Annotated in this window: 34 protein-coding genes and 1 pseudogene; 28 read left to right on the forward strand and 7 right to left on the reverse strand. The window is 68.0% G+C overall.

Annotation, left to right across the window (positions count from 1 at the left end; genetic code table 11):
• Positions 1–61 precede the first annotated feature (61 nt).
• Entirely contained in the window at positions 62–688 is a 627-nt protein-coding gene (locus ACQEXA_RS16915; protein ID WP_432933581.1) for a hypothetical protein, read from the reverse strand.
• 109 nt (positions 689–797) lie between these two features.
• Positions 798–2201 carry an IS701 family transposase gene (locus ACQEXA_RS16920; RefSeq protein WP_433134574.1) on the reverse strand — a complete coding sequence of 468 codons (1404 nt, stop codon included), beginning with the start codon at positions 2199–2201 and terminating at the stop codon, positions 798–800.
• 260 nt (positions 2202–2461) lie between these two features.
• Here ACQEXA_RS16920 and ACQEXA_RS16925 point away from each other — a divergent pair, with 260 nt between their 5' ends.
• From ACQEXA_RS16925 to ACQEXA_RS17015, 19 genes are all read left to right on the forward strand, one after another.
• Positions 2462–2650, forward strand: coding sequence for a stage V sporulation protein S (locus ACQEXA_RS16925; RefSeq protein WP_432933579.1), 189 nt, complete (start codon positions 2462–2464; stop codon positions 2648–2650).
• 86 nt (positions 2651–2736) lie between these two features.
• On the forward strand, positions 2737–3741 hold the full coding sequence (locus ACQEXA_RS16930) for a transposase (protein ID WP_433130486.1): 1005 nt from the start codon (positions 2737–2739) through the stop codon (positions 3739–3741).
• A 77-nt stretch (positions 3742–3818) separates the two neighbouring features.
• Positions 3819–4196: a transposase gene (locus ACQEXA_RS16935; protein ID WP_433130488.1), complete on the forward strand. Its 378-nt coding sequence runs from the start codon at positions 3819–3821 to the stop codon at positions 4194–4196.
• A gap of 139 nt (positions 4197–4335) precedes the next feature.
• A complete protein-coding gene (locus tag ACQEXA_RS16940; protein WP_433130490.1) occupies positions 4336–4503 on the forward strand; it encodes a hypothetical protein in 168 nt (55 codons plus the stop codon).
• Between the two features lie 193 nt (positions 4504–4696).
• A complete protein-coding gene (locus ACQEXA_RS16945) occupies positions 4697–4990 on the forward strand; it encodes a hypothetical protein (protein WP_432933574.1) in 294 nt (97 codons plus the stop codon).
• A 3-nt stretch (positions 4991–4993) separates the two neighbouring features.
• Positions 4994–5239 carry a hypothetical protein gene (locus tag ACQEXA_RS16950; RefSeq protein WP_432933572.1) on the forward strand — a complete coding sequence of 82 codons (246 nt, stop codon included), beginning with the start codon at positions 4994–4996 and terminating at the stop codon, positions 5237–5239.
• Complete coding sequence (locus ACQEXA_RS16955; protein WP_432933570.1) at positions 5236–5442, forward strand: hypothetical protein; 207 nt, start codon at positions 5236–5238, stop codon at positions 5440–5442. The genes ACQEXA_RS16950 and ACQEXA_RS16955 overlap by 4 nt, the downstream gene beginning before the upstream one ends.
• Before the next feature lies 1 nt (position 5443).
• The gene (locus ACQEXA_RS16960) at positions 5444–6190 is read left to right on the forward strand and encodes a hypothetical protein (RefSeq protein ID WP_433130492.1); all 747 of its coding nucleotides are present in this window, start codon (positions 5444–5446) and stop codon (positions 6188–6190) included.
• On the forward strand, positions 6187–6756 hold the full coding sequence (locus tag ACQEXA_RS16965; RefSeq protein ID WP_432933566.1) for a hypothetical protein: 570 nt from the start codon (positions 6187–6189) through the stop codon (positions 6754–6756). Before ACQEXA_RS16960 ends, ACQEXA_RS16965 begins: the two co-directional genes overlap by 4 nt.
• A 7-nt stretch (positions 6757–6763) precedes the next feature.
• A complete protein-coding gene (locus tag ACQEXA_RS16970) occupies positions 6764–7051 on the forward strand; it encodes a hypothetical protein (RefSeq protein WP_432933564.1) in 288 nt (95 codons plus the stop codon).
• Between the two features lie 6 nt (positions 7052–7057).
• On the forward strand, positions 7058–7309 hold the full coding sequence (locus ACQEXA_RS16975; RefSeq protein WP_432933562.1) for a hypothetical protein: 252 nt from the start codon (positions 7058–7060) through the stop codon (positions 7307–7309).
• Between the two features lie 112 nt (positions 7310–7421).
• On the forward strand, positions 7422–7670 hold the full coding sequence (locus ACQEXA_RS16980) for a hypothetical protein (protein WP_432933560.1): 249 nt from the start codon (positions 7422–7424) through the stop codon (positions 7668–7670).
• A gap of 162 nt (positions 7671–7832) precedes the next feature.
• Positions 7833–9128, forward strand: a complete 1296-nt coding sequence (locus ACQEXA_RS16985) for an ISAs1 family transposase (RefSeq protein ID WP_433128038.1) — start codon at positions 7833–7835, stop codon at positions 9126–9128.
• Positions 9125–9547 (forward strand): hypothetical protein, encoded by a 423-nt coding sequence (locus ACQEXA_RS16990; protein ID WP_433130493.1) that lies wholly within the window; start codon positions 9125–9127, stop codon positions 9545–9547. Before ACQEXA_RS16985 ends, ACQEXA_RS16990 begins: the two co-directional genes overlap by 4 nt.
• Positions 9544–9714, forward strand: a complete 171-nt coding sequence (locus tag ACQEXA_RS16995) for a hypothetical protein (protein WP_432933556.1) — start codon at positions 9544–9546, stop codon at positions 9712–9714. Before ACQEXA_RS16990 ends, ACQEXA_RS16995 begins: the two co-directional genes overlap by 4 nt.
• On the forward strand, positions 9707–10930 hold the full coding sequence (locus ACQEXA_RS17000; protein WP_433130495.1) for a hypothetical protein: 1224 nt from the start codon (positions 9707–9709) through the stop codon (positions 10928–10930). Before ACQEXA_RS16995 ends, ACQEXA_RS17000 begins: the two co-directional genes overlap by 8 nt.
• A gap of 14 nt (positions 10931–10944) precedes the next feature.
• Positions 10945–11250 (forward strand): hypothetical protein, encoded by a 306-nt coding sequence (locus ACQEXA_RS17005; protein WP_432933552.1) that lies wholly within the window; start codon positions 10945–10947, stop codon positions 11248–11250.
• Complete coding sequence (locus ACQEXA_RS17010) at positions 11250–12011, forward strand: N-acetylmuramoyl-L-alanine amidase (RefSeq protein WP_433130497.1); 762 nt, start codon at positions 11250–11252, stop codon at positions 12009–12011. The genes ACQEXA_RS17005 and ACQEXA_RS17010 overlap by 1 nt, the downstream gene beginning before the upstream one ends.
• A gap of 2 nt (positions 12012–12013) precedes the next feature.
• Positions 12014–12277 (forward strand): hypothetical protein, encoded by a 264-nt coding sequence (locus ACQEXA_RS17015; protein WP_432933548.1) that lies wholly within the window; start codon positions 12014–12016, stop codon positions 12275–12277.
• Here ACQEXA_RS17015 and ACQEXA_RS17020 read toward each other — a convergent pair.
• The 3 genes from ACQEXA_RS17020 to ACQEXA_RS17030 form a co-directional block, all read right to left on the reverse strand.
• Entirely contained in the window at positions 12258–12818 is a 561-nt protein-coding gene (locus ACQEXA_RS17020) for a hypothetical protein (RefSeq protein WP_433130499.1), read from the reverse strand. The genes ACQEXA_RS17015 and ACQEXA_RS17020 overlap by 20 nt on opposite strands.
• A complete protein-coding gene (locus ACQEXA_RS17025; RefSeq protein WP_433130501.1) occupies positions 12815–13180 on the reverse strand; it encodes a hypothetical protein in 366 nt (121 codons plus the stop codon). The genes ACQEXA_RS17020 and ACQEXA_RS17025 overlap by 4 nt, the downstream gene beginning before the upstream one ends.
• Positions 13181–13390: 210 nt before the next feature.
• Positions 13391–14692 (reverse strand): ISAs1 family transposase, encoded by a 1302-nt coding sequence (locus tag ACQEXA_RS17030; protein ID WP_432923114.1) that lies wholly within the window; start codon positions 14690–14692, stop codon positions 13391–13393.
• Between the two features lie 302 nt (positions 14693–14994).
• On the opposite strand from ACQEXA_RS17030, the gene ACQEXA_RS17035 reads away from it, so the two are divergent.
• The 5 genes and pseudogenes from ACQEXA_RS17035 to ACQEXA_RS17055 all read left to right on the forward strand — a co-directional run bounded on the left by ACQEXA_RS17035 (position 14995) and on the right by ACQEXA_RS17055 (position 17407).
• Entirely contained in the window at positions 14995–15216 is a 222-nt protein-coding gene (locus ACQEXA_RS17035; protein ID WP_432933545.1) for a hypothetical protein, read from the forward strand.
• Between the two features lie 175 nt (positions 15217–15391).
• On the forward strand, positions 15392–15544 hold the full coding sequence (locus tag ACQEXA_RS17040; protein ID WP_432940065.1) for a hypothetical protein: 153 nt from the start codon (positions 15392–15394) through the stop codon (positions 15542–15544).
• Positions 15545–16163: 619 nt separating this feature from the next.
• Positions 16164–16385, forward strand: a pseudogene (locus tag ACQEXA_RS17045) (lytic transglycosylase domain-containing protein); the annotation flags it as partial.
• Between the two features lie 9 nt (positions 16386–16394).
• Positions 16395–16910, forward strand: coding sequence for a hypothetical protein (locus tag ACQEXA_RS17050; RefSeq protein WP_432933544.1), 516 nt, complete (start codon positions 16395–16397; stop codon positions 16908–16910).
• Positions 16907–17407 (forward strand): HNH endonuclease signature motif containing protein, encoded by a 501-nt coding sequence (locus tag ACQEXA_RS17055; protein WP_432933542.1) that lies wholly within the window; start codon positions 16907–16909, stop codon positions 17405–17407. The genes ACQEXA_RS17050 and ACQEXA_RS17055 overlap by 4 nt, the downstream gene beginning before the upstream one ends.
• Before the next feature lie 314 nt (positions 17408–17721).
• Here the strand turns inward: ACQEXA_RS17055 and ACQEXA_RS17060 are convergent, their stop codons facing one another.
• Entirely contained in the window at positions 17722–18885 is a 1164-nt protein-coding gene (locus ACQEXA_RS17060; protein WP_432933394.1) for an IS4 family transposase, read from the reverse strand.
• 142 nt (positions 18886–19027) lie between these two features.
• Between ACQEXA_RS17060 and ACQEXA_RS17065 the strand changes: the two genes are divergently transcribed.
• A complete protein-coding gene (locus ACQEXA_RS17065; RefSeq protein ID WP_433130503.1) occupies positions 19028–19261 on the forward strand; it encodes a hypothetical protein in 234 nt (77 codons plus the stop codon).
• A gap of 10 nt (positions 19262–19271) precedes the next feature.
• Here the strand turns inward: ACQEXA_RS17065 and ACQEXA_RS17070 are convergent, their stop codons facing one another.
• Positions 19272–20030: a TIGR00730 family Rossman fold protein gene (locus ACQEXA_RS17070; RefSeq protein WP_433130506.1), complete on the reverse strand. Its 759-nt coding sequence runs from the start codon at positions 20028–20030 to the stop codon at positions 19272–19274.
• Positions 20031–20218: 188 nt separating this feature from the next.
• On the opposite strand from ACQEXA_RS17070, the gene ACQEXA_RS17075 reads away from it, so the two are divergent.
• From ACQEXA_RS17075 to ACQEXA_RS17085, 3 genes are read left to right on the forward strand one after another with little or no spacing between them, the layout of a single operon-like run.
• A complete protein-coding gene (locus ACQEXA_RS17075; RefSeq protein WP_432933536.1) occupies positions 20219–20671 on the forward strand; it encodes a hypothetical protein in 453 nt (150 codons plus the stop codon).
• Complete coding sequence (locus ACQEXA_RS17080; protein ID WP_432933534.1) at positions 20668–20910, forward strand: hypothetical protein; 243 nt, start codon at positions 20668–20670, stop codon at positions 20908–20910. The genes ACQEXA_RS17075 and ACQEXA_RS17080 overlap by 4 nt, the downstream gene beginning before the upstream one ends.
• Positions 20907–21065, forward strand: a complete 159-nt coding sequence (locus tag ACQEXA_RS17085; RefSeq protein ID WP_433130508.1) for a hypothetical protein — start codon at positions 20907–20909, stop codon at positions 21063–21065. The genes ACQEXA_RS17080 and ACQEXA_RS17085 overlap by 4 nt, the downstream gene beginning before the upstream one ends.
• Positions 21066–21102 lie beyond the last annotated feature (37 nt).

Here is a 21102-nt window from a genome sequence, read left to right on the forward strand (position 1 = left end):
CGACGTCAAACACGAAGGCCGCGATGGCGACGACCAGACTCAGCGCGCCAAATGCGGTGCCTCACGCGGCGGTGCGATTCGGGCTGTTGACCAGGTGGGCCCACCATCCGGGGCCCGGGTTTTCCAGCTTGGTTCGGAAACTCAGCAGTCCCTCGCCCGTTGCCCAGTGGATAAGGAAAAAACCGAAGGTCACCCCGAGGATGAAGGTCGCAGCGTTCTCAGGCGCGGTGCCCGAGCTCTGCATCGCAATAAATTTCGGTAGTCCCAGGATCGCGTACCACAGGAGCCAGGTCTGAAGAAGCGCCGCGACCAGGCTGATCACCCAGGTGGCCTGGCGCAGGATGCGTGTCCGGTCGAGCGCACGCTTCAGCCTCGCCGCCTTTTCTTCCACCTCGTGCCTGTCCAAGGCACGCAGAGTCGTGGTCGTATCCCAGCGGTCCTCGTACGTGGCCAAGAACCCCATGAAGAGCCCCTGTAGATCGTCGTTGAGACTTCCGAACTCGATCATGATCAGGCGCTCAGGGTCTTCGACGGGGTCCGTCACCTTCAGAGTGAGCTTCTTGACGCGGTTCTCACCGACGAGCTGGCTCAGCTCGTCCAGGGTGTCTGCCCGCGCTTCCATGTTCGTGCCCTCTGCCGTCCACAGCACCGCCGGGGACGTGATGCCACGCCTTGCCTCATCGAGCACAGCATCCAGATGCGCACGACTGGGGCGGCATCCCCGCACACATGACGTATGTGTCCACAAACGCATGGGCCGCAACCTAGCAGTGGTTTGTTAGACCGGGCAGTAGAGGTTAAGAGGTCTGCCGTTGGCGACGGTGTCGATCAGTTCCTGGAGTGCTGCGGGTGGGGGCTCCGTCGACCATGCCCACCAGTAGCGTTGCAGCATGGCCCAGGGCGTCAGCCAGCCACGGACGGCCCGTAATGCTCGGGGCCAGCAGGCCGGTTGGGGCTGGTGGGACCGTGGAGTGCCCCCTCTCTGGCCGGCTGGGTACCGGCTCCTCCCCGTTCGTGGCGGGTGGGGGTGGGGCGAACCAGGTGTTCCAGCAGAAGCTGAACGCGCAGTTGATGAGGGTCTGGTGGCGGCGGATGGCGGTGTCGGAGCGGACCTGAAAGTCGGCCCAGCCGAGTTCGTCCTTGACTTGTTTGTAGCTCTGTTCGACCCAGTGCCGCAGTCCGTAGATCCGCACGATCTCGGCGAGGGTGGCGGGCGGGTAGGGCGATTGGGCGGCGCGTGGGGAGCCGGGGCGGGGCAGGTCGGTGGCCAGGTACCAGGTGGCCTTCGCGGGCAGGGTGGACGGATCGGCGGTGGCCACCACCAGCCGCGTCAGGCCGTCCGGACCCCAAAAGCCCAAGGTGGCGTCGGCGGCCCACCAGGTGGCGGTGTGCCCGTCGCGGAAGGTGCGCACCACCGGCGTCCAGGCGCCGGGCTCCTCGGGGCCGTGCCAGGCCAGTTCGCGGGCGGCGTCCACCGGGGTGCGGGCCTGGTCGCCGTAGGCCCACACCCCGCGGCGGCGCTTGACGGCCATCACGAACGGCACCTTGGCGGCGTGCAGCTCGCACCGGAAGTCGTCCAGGTCCCCGTAGGCGCCGTCGGCCACCGCCGCCCGGAACGCGATCCCCAAGAACCTGGCCTGACAGGCAAGTTGGGCGGCAATCTTCCACTTGGTACGGAAGGCCGGGTCGCTCTTCCCCCGCGGGAAGTGGTGGGCCGGGGTGTAGGGCACGGCGTGCAGCGGGTAGTAGAGGCGCTCGTCGGCCCACAGCGTGGTCACCGTGACCACGGCGTTGTCGGTCTTGCCGTACCGGCCCAGCCACTGCCGGCCCACGTGCGCGGTGGCAGTGCCGTCCTTGCGGTCCCCGGAGTCGTCGATGACCAGCACCCCGCCGGCGTGCGGGGCGGTCGCCTCGCCCTGCAGCAGCAGCTCCAGCCGCCGGGCGTTGACCCGCTCAGGGTCCCAGGTCGACTCGGACAGGAAGAACTGCAGCCGCTGCACCGCCGGGTGCTGGGCCCCCACGACCGGCTCCGCCCCGGCCAGGCAGGTCAGCGTCTTGTTCCGGTCCCGCGGGGCCAGCAGCCCGGTCAGGTACTCCCTAAACCCGCGCCGCTGCGCCAGCGACGAGAACAGGTCGTCGAACCGGGCCGCGTAGCCCTCCAGCGGCCCCGGCGCCGGCGGGCACGGACGCCTCGCGGTCACCATCGCGACCACCTCCGAACAACATCGCCCCCGCCTACCGGCCTACCGCACGTTCCGCCCCAGGTCAACAAATCACCGCTAGCGTCACAGAGCGGAAGTTGACCATGCCCCGGCGCAAGTTGCGATGCCGCCTTGTCCCAGCAGTGTCTGACGTCCGCCGGGCTGCCCACCCACACGGTGCCCGACACCGATAACACGGCGGAAATCGCCGTGCCTACGCTCCCTGCATCAGATCAAATTGAGCAGGGAGCGTATCGGTCGTGCAGACTCAGCCCGTCGCCGCGAAGGAGAAGGAGTTTCGCGTCAAGAGTGTGACTCCCCCTCCGGAACTCGGCACCGCTATCGCCCATGCGATCAAGTCCGGCAATCAGGTCGTTCTCAAGGCCGTCGGCGCCGGCGCCATCAACCAGGCCGTCAACCTCATGTATTCAGCTATGAAGTGGAACTGACGCCTTGACAGCAGAAGGGTGCCTCTCACCTGCGATGATCTGGATTGCCTAGATCAAGAACGTCGCGAGGAAGAGGCACCCGGAAGGTGAAGAGTACCCGCTGGGACCACCGGCTCGGCGTGCGGGCCGACGACCGCAACCTCGTGGGGCACGCCGGCGTCGTGCTCCTGCGCAGGATCGCTGACAAGACCGGACTGACCACGGCCCTGGCCCGAGCCCTGCCCCAGGGAACCGGGCCGGGCTGGCGTGACCGCGGCGAGGCCCTGGTCATGCTCGCCTGCGCGATCATGCTCGGCGCCACCAACGTCCTGGAGGCCGAACAACTCCAGCACCACTGGCGGCGATTGTTCCCGCGCCCGATCTCAGACAGCACCCTGCGCCGCGCCCTGGAGGCGATCGACGGCCCGGCGGCGGCGCGGGTTGAGCGCGTCCGCGCTGCGATACGACGCGTGGTGTGGACGATGCTCGCCCTGCGCCCCGGGGGCTTTCCCTGGATCTCGGTGTGCGGGCGGGAGCTGGCCGGCTGGTACGTCCTGGATCTCGACGCGACCATCGTGACCTGCAGCAGCCGAAAGGAGGGGGCGGCCGGCACGTTCAAAGGCAGCTATGGGCATCATCCGCTGGGGGCGTGGGTGGCCAATACCCGCGAGTGCGCGGCGATGCTACTGCGGTGTGGCAACGCCGCCGCCAACGACGTCGCCGACCACAAGAGCGTCCTGGCCGCAGCTCTGCGCCAGCTACCGCTGCCCATATGGTCGAAGCTGCTGATCCGGATCGACGGTGCGGCCTTCAGCCACGCCCTCCTCGAGCACCTGCAGGCGCTGACCACCAGCCGGCGCCGCGTGCGCTGGGTGACCGGCTGGGCGATCAACACCGCGGACGAGCGGGCGATCGCGCTGCTGCCCGAGCAGGTGTGGACTTGCGCGCTGCGGCAGGACGGCCAGGTGCACGAGATCAAGGGCCCCGACGGCGAGTGGCTGTCTTACCAGGTCGCCGAGCTGACCGGGGTGCGCGACCTGACCGGCTGGCCCGAGGGGATGCGGCTGATCGTGCGCCGGGTAAACCCTCGCGCCGGGATGCGAAGAAGCTGACCGCCTTCGAGAAGCGCACCGGCTGGCGCTACCAGATCATCGCCACCAACATCCCCGCCCACCACGGGCTTTCCGGGGTGCCAGCCTCCGGGCAGATGTGGTTCGTCGATGCCTTGTATCGCGATCACGCTGAGGTGGAGGACCGCGTGAAAGCAATCAAGCGGGTCGGGCTCGCCCTGCTGCCCTCGAAGTCCTGGCAGCTCAACGCCGCCTGGATCCTGGCCGCCGCCCTCGCGGCAGACCTCGACGCCTGGATGCGACTCCTCCTCCTGCATGACGAGCCGGAGCTGGCCGGTGCCGAGCCGGAGACGATCCGGATGAAGCTGTACCACCTGCCCGCCCGCCTCACCGCCCATGCCCGCCGACGCACCCTCCACCTCGACCGCACCTGGCCATGGGCGGCCGCGTTCGCCACCGCCTGGCAGCGCACCACCGAACTCCCGGCCGCCCCCTGACGGCTGGTCACCACCCCGACGAGGACCAGGAAGGAGAAGACCCGCACCACCCTCGGGTCCGTGGAACCCGACGCCCCCGCAGCGTCATGCGACGGCCCACCCCGACACGGCACGGGACATAACGGGCAGACAGCCGCCCATGGCGAGGCCGTCACGCCGCAGAACAATCGAGGTCAAAGCCATCCCCATCGCCCAGTCGTTCGTGTCCTCATTCGGGACGAAGCTGATGGAGGAGATCACCTTTTTCCGCAGCAAGACGCCGGAAGGCGAGATCCTCGGCATCGCGATCCGCGTCATCGGCACGTGAAATACCAGCCCTAAATCCCCAGACTTAAACTCGCCCCACAAGGCCCGATTCACCGCTGACTCGCACACTGCTCATGTTCTGACTCCCTTAGGGCCACGCACGCCACTCGGAGGAAGAGCATGACCTACTGGACTCCCCCCAACCGGGCAAGACGAGCACCGGCGGCCCGCTCTCGACGGGCCAGTTCCCGACCATGGGCGACGAGCTGCACAAGGTGACCTGGGTACACCCCGAGGGCGGACAGACAGCCAGCCGCCAGGGCATCTCCAAGAGCGGTGGCAACGAGTACGGCCGCAACACCCACCGCCCGCACCGGCAGACCTCCGCCGCCGAGACATTCGGCCCGGCCGGCGTCGTCCAGATCAAGCGGTCCCTGCACGGCCAGGGCTGCGCCTGCTGCGCCACCACCGGCCGCTACCGGATGCCGTCCGCGTTCGGCAGCCAGGAACAGTTCTCGGCCGGTGAGGCGACCGGACGGAAGGGCTGAGCCATGTGGCCTCTTCTGGCCGGCCTCGCCGCACGGATCGGGGGTGGAGCCGTGGCGCGCACGGCGGTCACCTCCGCGGCCGAGTCCGGAGCCATCTCCGCCGGGGCGGGTGCCACCTCCGGCTCCCGCATGCTCTCGGCCGCGCAGTTCGCGAACGCCGGCAGCCGCCTGGTGGGCGCCAACCAGACCGCCCAGCCGCGGCCGACCGAGGCGCCCGCGGGTGACGGACTGGGGTGGATGCGCTCGTGAGCACCGCAGTCGCCTCCCCCAGCCCGCCGGCATCCAGTCTGCCCGCGCCCAGCTCCCTGCGCATGACCGGCAGCGCCGATAAGGGGTCGCTGGCACCGGCCCCGCCGCCCACCGCACCCGATCCCGGCTTCAGCACCGACACCGGCACGTCGCGTGCCGCAGCCATCTCCGAATTCCAGCACGGCATGACCTCTGGGAGGTGACATGGACTTCAACCCGGACCAGTTCCGCCAGCCCGGCCCCGGACAGCGCACGTTCCGCGGCTTCGGCGACCAGGCCATGCGCCACTACCGGGTGACGCCGCCCACCCCCCAGGACTCTCCGCCCCCGCGCACCGCCCCGGGCGGACACCAGGGCTCCCTTTTCCAGGCGTCCGAGGTCAACGGTCCCACCCCCGACCCCACCTTCAACGCCTCCCAGTTCCGCACCGCGCAGCACGCCTTGCCCGCCATGAGCAACGCCGCCATGCGCAGCCAGCGCGTCACCCCGCCCACCCCGCCCCAGGCCCCCGCCCCCGCCCCCGCCCCCGAGGCGCCCAGCGGGTGGGTGCAGCCGGAACTGCCCGACCACCCCGACCCCTCCGCCGTCCCCGACCTGACCCCGCCCACCCCGCCGGCCACCCCCGCAGGCCCCGGCCGGCAGGTGAAGATCAACGACCTGGCCTACCGCACCCAGGGCCTGCGCTTCGGCCCGGCCCCCGAACCGGAAGAGCCCGCACCCTCAGCCGTACCACCCCGCCCGACCACGCCCGCGCACCCGCCCATGCCGCCCTCAGCGGCCTCCACGGCGCCGAGCCGGATCTCCCCCGGGGCGGGGACCGCGGCCCGCCGTACCGGCGCCGGTGTCTTCGTCGCCGCCAAGGCCCTTCAGTCCCTCAACCGACCGGCCACCGACCCCAAGCGGTCCGGTACCCCGCTCCACAAGTCCAGTCAGGGGTGGATGCGCTCATGAGCTACCCCAACCGTGCAGGCGCCAACGCCAACGTCATGTACAACCCGCCCGACGCCCAGGCGCAACCGGGCTCGATGACGTACGCGGGCGGCTCGGGCGGATTCCTGCTCTCCGGGGCCCGCGACATCCTCGACGCCCGCCGCCTGATGGACACCGGCCACATCCCCAGCGCCCAGTACCCGGACGGCTACCTCGGCACGATCGGAGCCGGCACCCGGCGCCAGGACCGGCTCCTGAACAACATCGGCAACCGCGCCACCCAGCGCAGCTACCAGCGTGGCGTGCACAAAGGCGAGCGCATCGATCCCGCCGACTACTACTGGACCGACGAGGTCAACCCCACCGCCGCCCTAGAAGCGCAGGCCCGCGGCGAGAAATGGACACAGCGCGGCTCGATGATCGGCTCCCCGCTGGTCAACGACGGCAAATCCCAGACCCTGGTGGCAACTCAGACACGGTTCGCGACCGCCGCCCGCGTCTACACCCAGGAGGTCACCCCCTTCTACACGGCCGTCAACGAGCAGCGCCGCGCGCAGCTGCGCCGGTTCATGCCGGCCTGGAGGTGATGCGCGCGTGCTGCAACAGGACTCGATCTATGCCCGCCGCCCCTGGTCCAGTGCCCGGGAGCAGCAGGTCACCGATGCCCTGCGCGAGTGGACGGACATCCCCGCGGACGCCGCCCGACGCATGAAGCCCCCGATCCCGAACATCGGGCGGATTCCGCCCCGGTTCGGCTACGCCCAGCACGTGCCCGGCATCGGCGATATCGCCCGCCTCGACGACGTCTATCCCGGAGTCGCGTCGACTACAGCCAGTCCCAGTCCGGGTATTCCGCGACCGCTTTTCCCGCACTGGGAGTGATCTGGCATGCCCAAGGCGACCAGCCTTTCCGACCGGCGCCGGCACGGCCGCGGAGACAACTCCAGCCGCGTCGTCAGCAAGAAGGCCAACCTCCAGGACCAGCGCCGGGCCGGCGCGTACGCGCCCAAGGCCCCGTCCGCCAAGTCGGAATTCGAAGCCGGCATCTCGGCGGGCCGGCCCATGGGCCGGGGTGTTCCGACCGGCGGTTCGAAGAACAGGGCTGCGCCGGCCGTCAGGAAGCTCGGAGAGAAGAAGTGAGCATGCGCGCCCTGTCCAGTTGGCTCGTCGACGCCTTCTCCCGCCTGAAGGCGAAGTGGGATCAGCGCCGGGCCAAGCGCCGCACGGAACGGATGAAGGAGAGCCCGCCGGTATGAGCTACGCACAAGGCCGTTCCCTCACGGCAGAACTCAATGAGGGCCTCACCGACTGCACCTACAAGAAGATCAACCGGGACCGCGGCGGGGTAGTGGAGGCGACCACCTACGGCGTGCGCCAGGACCTGAACGACGCGTACTTCGGCGTGCACGAGACCCCCGTCAAGCGGCGTCCGGACGGGGTCGCCGCACGCACCGCCGGTTACGTGGCCAACCCGCCGGCACACCTGTACTTCGGGATGTGACGTGAACCGAGAGTGCGTCGAACTCCACTACCCAGGGCCCCGGCGTTTGCCCGGCTCGTCCGACCTTGGGTCGGTTGACGTCGGCGGCGGGCCCCGGAAGCAGGCGAACACGGCCCCTGTGGATCATGGAGTTCTCTACGCTTCAAGATCCACGAAGGTGCCGTGTTCGTCCCACCATCATCCCCCATCCCTGCTCCTGTCTGCCCCGCACCCCGCCTGCAAGATCTGCGTGAGGGTGCCGCCCGGGATCAAGTCGGCAGCCTGGTCGCGGAGTTCGAGTCACTCACCGATCCGCGCGGAGCCAGCGGTGTGCGTTACCGGCTCTCCTCCCTGCTGGCCCTGGTGGTCTGCGCGATGACGCCCGCGGGCCACGACTCGATCACTGCGGCAGCGGAGTGGTGCCGGCGTGCGGCCCCCGAGGAACTGGCCGCCTTCGGCCTGCCCTACCACCCGCTCCTGGGCCGTTACCGGGTGCCGAGCGAGAAGACCCTGCGCAGCGTGCTGGGGCGCCTTGATCCGGCCGAACTCAGCGCGGCCGGGTTCGCCTACCTGACGTCCCTGCTCTCCGACGAGCGCGCGCATCCCGCGCTGCTGATGCCGGACGGCGGCCCGGAACGCGAACAGCGCCGGGCCCACCAGGCTGCCGCCCAGACCGATCCGGTGCGTCAAAGGCGCCGGGCGATCGCGGTGGACGGCAAATGCCTGCGCGGTGCACGACGCCCTGACGGCAGCCGGGTCTTCGTGCTCTCCGCGGTCCGCCACGGCGACGGCATCACCCTGGCCTCCCGCGAGATCGGCGCGAAGACGAACGAAATCCCCGAGTTCGCACCCCTGCTCGACCAGATCGACGACGTGGAACTCGCCGGCGCGGTCATCACCGCCGATGCTCTCCACGCCCAGCACGCCCACGCCGCCTACCTGCACGAACGCGGCGCCCACTACCTCCTCACGATCAAGAACAACCAGCGCGGTCAGGCCCGCCAACTCCACCGGCTGCCCTGGAAAGAGGTCCCCGTGATCCACCGTGACGACACCCGCGGCCACGGCCGCCACGAGCAGCGCCACGTACAGGTCGTCACCGTCGACGGCCTGCTCTTCCCCAACGCCCGTCAAGTCCTGCGCATTCAGCGCAGGCGCCGCCTCTACGGAGCGAAGAAGTGGTCCAGCGAGACCGTCTACGCCATCACCGATCTGCCCGCTGAGCAGGCATCTGCCGCCGAGATCGCCGCCTGGGCTCGCGGGCACTGGACCGTGGAGAACACCGTCCACTGGGTGCGTGATGTCGTCTTCAGTGAGGACAAGTCCCAGGTCAGGACCCGCAATACGCCAGCCGTGCTCGCCGCCGTCCGCGACCTGATCCGCAGTGCACTCAAACTCGCCGGGTACGTCAACACCGCCGCCGGACGCCGAGCCCACACCGAACGCCACCGCGTCCTCGCCCTCTACGGCATCACATGATCAACCAGACATCCGAGGCAAACGCCGGGGCCCTGCTCCACTACCCGCCTGCGGTCACCAAGAAGATCCTCGGGTCCGGGGTGAGCCTGTACACGGTGGCCACCGCCTTCCGGCAGGGACTGGGCAACACCCCGTTCTCCGTCGTCAAGGCCGAGACGTACACCGCAACGTACTGGATCGCTTTCGTCTACGTCGCCATCGGCGTCCTTCTCGGGCTCGTCTCGCTCGTCTACTCGCTCAAGTCGTCCAGCCTCGGCTTCATGGGCTTCATCGCCGCCTATCTGCTGGCGTTCATCGCGATCTCTTTCATCAACACACCGATTGGCGTGTGGATGCAGCTCGCGAATGCGGCGGCGGTCCTGGGCATTTCCGTGGTGGCTTTCTCCGCCTGGGTTCGGCACCTGAGGGAGCTGCCATGAGCTTTAACAACGTTGCGGCGCAGCTCGTTTCGATGCTCATCAGCGTCCTGGGACTGGTTCTCTTCCGCTTCGTCGCCCGCTTCGTTCCCGAAGACCCGCCGCCCGTTCCCCGTGACGACTCCCTGACCAAGAAGGCCCACCCGGAAGGCGAAAGTGCAGATGGCTGACGAGAAGTGGAACCTCAATACGACCGGCGACCTGACGGCCGAATCCGGAAGCCCGGTCGGCCTGGTCAACCCCCCGCGCAGCGCCGACCAGCATGCGACTGACCGCCCGGCCGGCTACGGCGACCAGGTCGTGCCGCCCAAGCCGATCTGGTTCACGGACACGCAGGGCAACCCGCATTCCCACGGCACCGCAGAACCCTACAAGGTGCTGCTGTTTTGGCGTTCGAACGTCGGCGAACGCGACGCCGACCTGAACTCCAACTACTACATGGGTGTGGCCGGCCTCCAGAGCGTCGGTGTGACCGGCCACCGGATCACGGTAAACGGCATCGGAGATGTCCACCATCCTGGCGGGGAAACCTCCGTCACCATCACCGGCTACACGGATCGCACCGACCCCGCCCACCCGGTGTGGCGGCTCATCGAGCCGGACACGGACTACACGTTCACCGTCGCGGCCCACAACCAGAGTTACGAGTACGGGCCGGCCTCCGACCCGGTCACCATGCATACCCCGGCCCTGGGCTACGACCAGCAGCACCTCACTTACGCGCCCAAGCCGCCCAACGACCTGGATTTCGCAGCGCCCCTGCCGCTGGTTTCCTCCACGGTCGGCGGACCTATCCAGCTGCGCTGGACCAAGGTGCCCGGCGCCACCTCGTATGAGGTCTTCGACAACCCCACCACCGCCACCAACGAGGGCATGGACCCCGCCCGCATCGGACTGAGCCAGCACGACGTCAAGCTCGGCGACGCTCCCCAGCCCGCCGCAGGCACCTCGACCGTCACCTTCATCACGACCAACTACACCGTCCCCCGGCAGGCGTTTGCGCTGAAGGTCCGAGCGGTGCGCACCGACATCAACGGCACGGCGTATGGCGCCTTCTCCCCGACTCTGCGCGGCCATATCCCCGCGGCCTTCCACGCCCCCGGCAAGCCGGGCGTCCCCGCCCTGAGCGAGAACCCCATCGTCGGCGGACAGGTCAAGCTCGCCCTCACCGCGCCCCCCATCGACGCCACCCACGGTGGCCCGGAGTGGTACGCGGTCTACGACGCCGGCAGCAAGGTCGCAAACGTCCCCGCACCGCTCGGCGCCGCCCCGCAGGCAACTCTCCACTACGCGACCGGCCAGAACTACTCCTTCACGGTCGTCGCCGGAAACACCGCGGGCACCAGCCCTGCCTCCGACGCCCTGGCCGACACTGTTCCCGCCTGAAAGGCCGCTTCCTGATGCCCGAACCCACCCTCGGCCGTACTGTGCTCTACCGCCTGAGCGAGTACGACGCGCAGGCCATCAACAAGCGGCGCAAGGACGCCTACAACTCCGCCTCCTACGCCAACAACACCGGAGTCATCACCCACGTCGGCAACCAGGCCGAAGAGGGGCAGCAGGTCCCGGCCGTCATCGTCCGCGTCTGGCAAGGCGGCGTGGTCAACCTTCAGTGCCAGCTCGATGGCAACGACGTCTACTGGGCCACCTCCCGCAAGGAGGGCGACGAGGGCAACTGCTGGGCCTGGCCGGAGGTGGTCCAGTAATGGCCAATCCCCTGACCGCCACCGCGTTCCTGAACGCTCTTCGGGCCGAGGGCATCTCCGTGGTCGAGGTCGGCTCCTGGACGACCCACAACAGGGCCGGACACGGCGCCTGGGGGCCCGTCAACGGCGTCGTCGTCCACCACACCGCCACCCTGGGCGGCACCTCCAAGAACGTCCAGATCTGCCGCGACGGATACAGCTCTCTGCCCGGCCCGCTGTGCCACGGCGTCATCGGTAAGGACGGCGTGGTCTACCTGGTCGGCTACGGTCGCGCCAACCACGCCGGCGGTGGCGACAACGACGTCCTCAACGCGGTCATCGCCGAGTCCTACATGACCATCCCGCCGGCCACCCACAAAGGCGAAGGCGACGCCGGAGCCGTCGATGGCAACGCCCGGTTTTACGGGTTCGAGTACGAAAACGCGGGCGACGGAAAGGACCCCTGGCCCGCCAAGCAGGTCGAAACGATCGTCCGGGCCGGCGCCGCGGTGTGCCGGGCCCACGCCTGGGGCCCTCGGTCCGTGATCGGCCACCTGGAATGGTCCGACCAGAAGAGCGACCCCAAGGGGTTCACGATGCCCTCCATCCGCGACCGCATCGGTGAACGGCTCAAGCACCCCGCCAACTGGAGCCCCACCACCCCAGCCCCCACCCCGACCCCGATGCCCGTGCCCACCATCGAGTCGAGGGTGGCCGCTCTGGAAAAGCTCGTCGCGGCGCAGGAGCAGCGCCTGGCCGCTCTGGAAGCGAAGGCGGCATGAATATGAGCGTGTACGACGTCCTGTGCGGCCTGTGGCGTACCGCCGTCCCGCTGATCGTCGGCTGGGTCGTGGCCCTGCTCGCCCACGTGTATGTCCACGTCGATGAGGCCGCCCTCTCTCAGGCCCTCGTCGCCTTCTTCAGCCTTGCCTACTACAGCCTCTTCCGCGTCCTCGAAGCGAAGGTGAACCCCACCTTCGGCTGGTTTCTCGGCCTCGCTCGCCCGCCGATGTACGACACCAAATCATCTACACACCTGGAAAATTAGCGCGTAGCGTGAGAGCTCGTGCCACCTCGGGCACTTCTTCGACGGCAAGCGCCAGTTGATCGAGAGCACCAAGAGGCGAATCGATCTTGCCCGTCTTCACGGCGTTCCACATCGCCTCGATCACTCGCTCTACACCCTCCGAGGGCGCGACCTCTACGATCAGCACTTCACTACCACGAAGACCTCTCATCAGATTGTTTATACTGACCTGCAAGTGCGGACGAGGTTCGTACACTTCGCCGACCAAGAGCACCACTACACGCTCAAAGCGCATCAAAAGGTCCTCTCGAAAGCTGACAAGAGTCTCGCTCTCATATCCGTTGATGGTCCTTCGCTGAAGGACGACACCGTTGGAGGTGGCTTGCGCCGACTCGAATCCGTCAACCACAGCGAACAGCGTCGTCGGGTCCGGAACCGAGCCACGGAACGCGGCGCGTGCAGCGGCCCGGTATGGCCCTGCGCCGTAACGAATATCACGTCGGCGACCTTGTAGAGGTTTAAAGTCCGGCGCCAACGATTGAAGAATACCGAAGGCACTCAATCCAAGATCACGTCGGTATGAGGCGGGGCATGGGGTCCGAAAATATGCCAGAATTCGGACCGCAGGGTGTCCTTGCCCCCTTGCACCACAAGGCTCGGCATCGGTATGTCACTACCTGACACGTCGCCGTACGCCCATAGAGCACGTTTTGTCACGGACTCCGGAACCGAGCGGCCCTCCGTCCCCGGCGCCATGGACAGCGTGTCAGGGGAAGCGAGCGCAGCTTTTGCCGCCGCTAGGCTGTGACATGTTTGGTTGTAGAGGATTTTCCGCTCGTCTTCGGAAATGCTGCTATCGGAGTCTGCAAGAAAACGAAACAGCTTAAACGCTAGAGCCTCGTTCCAGGGGTATTCCTGAAACATTCGCGCGACCGTGGACGCGTGACACCCAAGCTCCGCAGCTATCTCCCTGTACCCCGGGTGACCAGCCAATGCTCGGAGAGTCCGGAGCCTCTCTAGGTAGTCTCGCAGTTCTTGCGGCGCGTCGGTCGGAATGGGCTTGTATATACGCCCGAACCCCGACCTGCCCGTCGACAGGGCCCCGGCGTTCAGGTTGGATGTCCGGGTTCGTGATCACGTGAGTCCATAGAGCGCGAGGACGCGGTGCCGGTCGGTGTGGGCGCGTCGGGCGGCGGCGATGTTGGCCCAGCCGGCGAGCTTGAGAGCGGAACGGATCAGGTCGCGCAGGACGGCCAGGACGGCGGGGGTGTGGTGGCGGCGGACCTGGCTGGCGTCCTCGCCGAAGGTGACATCGCGGCACCAGTGCACGGTGTTCTCCACGGTCCAGTGGCCGCGGGCCCAAGAGGCGATCTCAGCCGCGGTGGCCTGCTCGGCGGGCAGGTCGGTGATCGCGTAGACGGTCTCGGTGCGCCAGCGTCTCTGCCCGGCCGCACGTCGCTTGCGCTGGATACGCAGGACTTGGCGGGCGTGGGGGAACAGCAGGTTGTTGACGGTGGCGACCTGTACGAGCCGGCGTTCATTGCGGCCGTGGCCGGTGGTGTCGTCGCGGTGGACGACAGGGATGTCCTTCCAGGGCAGGGCGTGCAGCTGGCGGGCCAGCTTCTTCTGGTTCCCCTTGATCGTGAACAGGTAGTGAGCGCCGCGCTGTTCGACCAGGTAGGTGGCATGGTCGCGTTGGGCGTGCAGGGCGTCCACGGTGACGATCGCGCCGGTCAGGTCGGTGTCGTCGATCTGGTCGAGGAGCGGGGCGAACTCCGGGATTTCGTTGGTCTTGGCGCCGATCTCGCGGGAGGCGAGTGTGATGCCGTCGCCGTGGGTGACGGCCGAGAGGACGAAGACGTGGCTGCCGTCGGGGCGGCGGGCGCCACGAAGGCACTTGCCGTCGACCGCTATAGCGTGGCGGCGTGGGGCGGGGCGGTCCTCGTCGGCGGCCTCACCGTGGCGGCGGCGCTGCTCACGCTCGTCGAGCCCGTCCGGCGTGACACGGGCGCCGGCTGTCGTCTGCCCGGGCCCAGGCAGTAGGGGACGCAGGTAGGCGAAGGCCGCAGTGCTCAGGCGGGCCGGATCGAGCAGGCCCAACACCCGGCGGAGGGTCTTTTCGCTGGGCACGCGGTAGCCGCCCGCGATCAGGTCATACGGGAGCTGGAAGGCTGCGAGTTCGTCGTCGGTGGCGCGCCTGCACCACTCGGCGGCCGCGGTGAGCGAGTCGTTGCCCGCCGGAGTCAGCGCGCACACGGACAACGCCAGGACAGACGGTAACGGGAAGCGGCGCCCGCGCTCGGCACGGGGATCGGGGATGCGGGCGAACTCGGCCAGCAGAACGGTTACTTCCTCGCCCTGGACACCGGCCGGTACCTGACACGGGGCGGCTGATGGTACGGCAGCGGGCGTGGGAGATGATGGAGCAACGGACACGGCATCCTTGCAGATCGTGAAGCTTCGACACCTCCATGATCCACAAGGGGCCGTGTCCGCTTGCTTCCCGCTCTCCCGCCCCACCGATCACCGTGAACCGGGACAACCCGCCTGAACGCCGGGGCCCTGTGCCCGTCGATCGAGCGGGAGCGGCGATTGCCTTAATTGGCGCATCACCCGTCGAGATTGGCGCATCTGCCTTAGTCTCCTCCGCCTGCGGCGGCTCATGCTCGACGACCTTGGTAGCCGCCTTCTTCGCTGGTGGGGTGGCATCGGGGGATACCACCTCCAACAGTTGGTGAATGCCCTCCAGGTACGTGCGCCACCACTCGGCGGAGTGCTCTTTGGCGTCGGGCGCTGCCTCCGCCAGCCACTTGATCAGCCTGAACGTCATCGCCCTGTTCTTCGTGGGCGCCTTCAACAGCTTGTTCGCCGTCGGGTGGCTGCATTCGAGCGCCTCGGCCATCTCCCGCGAGGTCGGCCCTCCCGCCTCCGTGTGCAACCGGCGCACCCACACCAGGTAGATCTGAACAACGTCTGCCGTTGCGTCATCCAGGTTGGGGATCTGTGCCGGCACCCTGCTCCTTGGAACGTCCTGTAACACGGTGGAAAGCGGTGGTGCTCAGCGTATCGTCCCGTCACGCCCATTCCGAGCCCTGCGACGCTCAACTCAGCTTCGAATCAGGGGAGGTGAGCGGCTTGAAGTTGGGCAAGGAGTGGTGGCGGACCGTCCGGTTCGCCATCAAGGAGGAGCGCCGGACGGTCCGTCTGATCAGCATCCTGGTGACGGTGGGCGTCATCGCGGCGGTACTGATCGGGATCGGCCACGGTGTCACCGTGACGATCGGCTGAGGCAGAGCCCGGTGGGCGGGCACCCCTCTGTATCCTCCAACAGAACACCACATGGGCGGGGCCCCGGTCGATACGGCCGGGGCCTTCGCTTGTGTGGCGCTACCGCCGCGATTTTGTGCCGGTTTACGGTGAAGGCTTGCCGGAACGCCCGCGGGATGGCCGGGGTCATGTCCCCGTTGAAAGGACACCTCGTGTCCCGGCCCACGCTCCCGGACCTCTCCTGGCGCACCTGCCGCACCACGGCGGCAGCCGCCCTAGCGCTCCTCCTGCTCAGCGTTTTCACCCTCAGCGCCGCGACCGCCGATCCCGGCCCCCCCCGCCCCCGCCAGCCCAGCCCACCGTGCAGCCCCCGGCCCCCAGCACCTTCGCGGTCAGCGACCCGCACAGACTGCCCCGGGCCCCCAAGCACCAGGCGGCGCCACACAGTTCACCGCCCCGCGCGGTTGCCCCTCCGCCGAGCAGCCAGCGGCCCACCGAGCGGCCCATCCCTCGGCCCGCCGCCAGCCCCGAGCGCGCCACCCGCGCCTCCGAGCGGCCGACCCTCGCCCCATCGCTGGCCGGGGCCAAGAGCTACGCCCGCTCCCAGCTCTCGGACAGCGAGTACACGTGCCTGGACAAGATCCTCGATCGGGAAAGCGGCTGGGTCTACACCGCCAGCAACCCCTCCTCGGGCGCCTACGGCCTGTTCCAGGCACTGCCGGGATCGAAGATGGAATCGGCCGGCAGCGACTGGCGCACCAACCCCCTCACGCAAATGCGGTGGGGGCTTTCTTATATCGAGCAGCGGTACGGAACCCCGTGCGACGCCTGGTATTTCTGGACAAAAAATGGGTGGTATTAGCGTCGCCGCATGACGCAGATCCGCCTTCTCCTGTGCAAGGACTGCCACACCACTGAAGTCCTCCCCGCATACGAGGGAGACCCTCGCGCAGACACGGTCCTCGAATACGCCGCAGCCAAGCACCAGTACCCCAACGGGGAACGGCATTTCGGTCGGCTCTACCCGATCGAAGGCGTATCCGAGGACCGCTGGCACTCCTCCTCCGAAGTCCGCGAGGAAATCCTCAAGCGGGTCTGGCAGGAAAACGGCGCCACCGGAATGGAACCGTGGGTCTACGAGGCCGTCAACACCCTCAAAGCGGACGCCATGCAGTGCTGGCGCTCCGGCCACCGGCCCGAGACCTGCTCCGACTTCCACTCGGACAAGAAACTCCTCACGCCGCCCACCGCCGGCGACCGAAAGAGCGAGGGCCTGCCCAAGTGGGACAAGTCCAACCCCACCAACCAGCGCTACCTGTGCGACTACTGCCCCATCCGCTCCGTCAACGAGCAGAAGGTGCGCTCCCAACTGGGGCTCGACAAGTGAACCGTCGCCGGCCGCCCGAAACCGACTGGACGAAACGCTTCTTCGACAAGGTCGACCAGGGCACCGAATACGACGACTGCCACATCTGGACGGGCGCCAAAGACGACTACGGATACGGAAAATTCCGCCTCCCCAACGGCCGCACAAAGGGCACCCACATCATCGCCTGGGAACTCGCCAACGAGAAAATCGTTCCCCCCGGCTGGCGCGTCGACCACCTCTGCCGCATTCGCGCCTGCTGCAATCCCGACCACCTCGAACCCGTACCGGCCACCGAGAACGTCGAACGCGGCGAATCCTTCTCCGCCCGCAACGCACGCAAGACACACTGCCCCAAAGGACACGAATACACCGAAGAAAACACCCGCTGGCACACCGGCCGCCGCGAATGCATCACCTGCATCCGAGCCCGCGACCGCGAACGCAGAGCAGCCCAGCGCGCCGAAAAAGCCCAAGAAAAAGAAGAACTCGACGTCTACGGCAAGTACTTCTACTGACACAGACCAGGAGCCCCCGTGCCCTTCGACACCCCCACGCCCAACGTCGCTTGATTTAGGCAGCTGATGCCATCTGTCGAGGCGGAGGCGACGTCTCGTCATATGTGGTGATCTGCGGGATGGCTGGGCTGTTCGGTGGTGCGGGGCGTTGGTCTTGGGGGAAGAGCTGGAGCTCGATGGTGTGGGTGACGTGGGTGGTGGCCGGTTCGTCGGGTCGCAGGCTGCGGTAGCCGGTGCCGCTGCGCTTGGTGGCGCGGGGTGCGGCGCGTCCGGGGCGGGGCTTGACGGCCTCGCGGATCAGGTCGTCCTGGACGTCACGGACCTTGGCGGTCAGCTGGCGAGGGGGAAAAGTCCGCGCCGACGGAGCGTCGGGCGGCGGCGAGGGTCTGCTTGAAGCTGATGTGCGAGACGGGGAGGTGGGCGCGGTGGGCGGAATCGGCGGCCAGCTGGTGGAGGGCCTGGTAGACGCACAGCATGGCCCACAGTTCCTGCTCGACCATGGCGGGGCTGTTCGAGCGGAGGGTGGCGGTTCGCCCGCCGCGCTGCTCGATTTTGATGTGTTTGAAGATCGTTTCGCTGGTCCAGCGCGCCGTGTACAGCTCCGCCAGCTCGCGGGCGGGCGCCGAGGCCGGGTCGAGCAGCGTGGTGATCAGACAGAACAGCTCGGAGGTCTCCCCGCTCGCCCCGTCCTTATCGAGGGTGGTGGTCAGCACCGTGTACTCGATCACCCGCACCGTGATCCGCGCCCCGCGCGGGCCGTTGAGGTGGGAGAGGTAGGTGCCGTCCGACAGGACGTGATCCACCGGCAAGGTGAAGGAGTCCGAGACGCGCCAAAGGAGTTGGGCGCCCCTGTCCGCGGCGGCCTGCCACAGGCCGAAGGCGGGAAAGCCTCGGTCGGCCATCACGAGCATCCCCGTGTGCAGGTGCACCAGCAGGCGCCGTGCCAGGGTCCGCTCACCCACCGCGAAGGAGTCGAAGACCGCGCCGATCATCGCCTTGGTGCCGCACTCCACCAGTGCCAGCAGCCGTACCTGCGGATACGGACCGGGCCGGCCTCCGTTGGAGGCGCGGGTGTAGGCGGCGGCGTTCGCCTCGCTGTCCGGCACGTCGAGCAGGGAGCCATCCAGGGAAGCCAGGCGCAGGCCACGCCAGAAGGCACCGGGGGTGGCCGGACTCCCGCTCGCCCCTGCGACCCGGTCGAACAACAACCGGAGCGGACCGGGCCCCACTCGCTGGCGGGCCAACGTCAGTGAGCCCGTGCCGGCCGGCCGCCACTCCTCACCCCGTCGACGCGGCCAATGCTCCACCAACTCCCGCAGCACCAGCCCGTATCCGTTTCCCGTGAACAGCCACATCGTGAGCACGAAGTACACCACCAGCCGCGACGGCAAGGACCGAGTCCGCTCCTCCCGCGCCCCAGCCTCGTCAACCACAAAGTCAACCAACTCGGGCGTAAAGGTCCGCGACAGCAGCCCCATCCGGATCCGCTCCGGGTACGTCTCACCAGCTATGTGACCCCTCGACACAAGAGCGAGATGATAGGCGATCTTAGACTATCCAAGCGACGTTGCCCCCACGCCCGACGGCCCCGACGGCACCCTCCAGGCCCGCACCGCCTTCATGGTCGTCCAGCACCAAAACGGCGAGTGGGAAGCCCTCAGCGACTTCACCAAGCCCGTCACCACCGAGCACGCCGCGACAGTCATCGAGATGAAGTTCGGCGCGAGCGAGGTCGTCTCCGATATCGAGGCCAGCAAGCAGGCCGCGATCACCGCCCACCAGCTCATGGCGATGACCGCGCAGATGCAGCAGGCCGCCCAGCATCAGTCGATCCGCGACAAGCTCCAGCTGTGACGGCCTCCGGTTAGCGCTGTGCCTCCTTGGACACCAGCGCCACGGCTTCCTCCACGTCGTCGGTGACGTAGAACAGGGCCAGGTCCGCACTCTTGGCCTTGCCCTGGGCGATCACAGTGTTCGTCAGCCAGTCCACGAGGCCACCCCAGTACGCGCTGCCGAACAGGACGATCGGGAAGCGGGTCACCTTCTGGGTCTGGACCAGGGTCAGCGCCTCGAAGAGTTCGTCCAGGGTGCCGAGGCCGCCCGGCAGCGCCACGAACCCTTGCGCATATTTAACAAACATCATTTTTCGCACAAAAAAGTAGCGAAAGTTCAGGCCGATATCGACGTAGGGGTTCAGTCCCTGCTCGAAGGGCAGCTCGATGTTGAGGCCCACCGAGATGCCGCCAGCCTCGCAGGCGCCCTTGTTCGCCGCCTCCATCGCTCCCGGCCCACCGCCGGTGATCACCGCCCAGCCGGCCTCCGCCAGGCCGCGCCCGAGCCGCACGCCCATGTCGTACTCGGGCGAGTCCACGGGCGTCCGGGCCGAGCCGAACACGCTGATCGCGGGCGGGAGTTCGGCCAGGGTGCCGAAGCCCTCGATGAATTCCGACTGGATACGCAGCGCCCGCCACGGGTCGGTGTGCACCCAGTCGGTCGGGGCCCGCTCGTCCAGCAGTCGCTGGTCCGTGGTGCTTGCCTGAACCGCTCCGCGCCTGCGCAGCACCGGTCCGAGCCGCTTCTCATCCGGCGGGATCTTCTTGCCCTCGGGGTTGCCAGTAGGCATATGTGCTCCCTCCGCTCGGGCGTCGTTCGACCCCAGCGTAGATCCGCGCGGGTTACTTGCGGGGGACGTGCGCATGTCCTGAATGAAGCACTCCGCCCGAACCCCGCCATTAACCAGTAAAAATCCTACTTTCCTACGCTTTCGAGACTTCTCAGGCGTAGGAGCTGATCGTTGCGCTAGCCGCAGTCATGATCATCGAGGGCATCCTGCGAACCCCCGAAGGCGAAGGCCACTACGACACCGGCTGGAGCCTCTACCAGGCACTCGCGAAGAACGCCCGCCTGTACCTGCTCTCCCACACCTGGACCGAAGAGCAGTGCCGGCTCTGGCTTGCCAAACGCGACCTACGCGGCCACATCAACTACCTCCACCAGACCGACCCCGGACCCGCCGGCCGCCTCGAAGCCCTCGAACGCCTCCGCTCCTGGCGCATCGGCCTCGTCCTGGAACCCGACCCCAGCTGCGCCGCGGCCGAGCTGGACGCCGGCTGGCGCACCGCCCTGATCACCCACACCGCCTACACCCAGCCCCAGTGGCGCCCCGACTACGACCGCTCCCCCCGCCCCTGGGACGACCTCACCCAGGCCGTCGAGCGCCAAAGCGCACTCCGCCTCACCCCCCACAGCACGGAGTCGTCATGAGCACCCCCCGATACGCCCGCAGTGACGCCCTCACCCGCTTCTATCTGCTGCGCAGCAAGGACGTCACGGGTGTCTCCGGTACCGGCCGCGTCGCAGGCGGCGACATCTTCAGCGACGGAACCGTGGCCATGCGCTGGAACACCGGCATCCGCTCCACCGCCTTCTACAGCTGCCTCGACGACGTCCTAGCCATCCACGGACACGACGGCGCCACCGTCGTCGACCTCATCGACGAATGAACCGCCACCGCCAGGCCCGCATCCTGTCCCGCCTGCACCTGACCCTCACCGTCGGCTGGGCACTGCTGGCCATCCCCACCCTCATCTGGTGGCGCAACAGCATCCTCTGGGTGGCCTTCATGAGCCTGTACGCGAATGTGGGTCTTCGAACTTGATGGGGGTGCGGCGGTGACGGGCGGGCTGGCCGGTCAC

This window comes from Streptomyces sp. CA-106110, from assembly GCF_050936285.1.
Classification (GTDB): Bacteria; Actinomycetota; Actinomycetes; order Streptomycetales; family Streptomycetaceae; genus Streptomyces.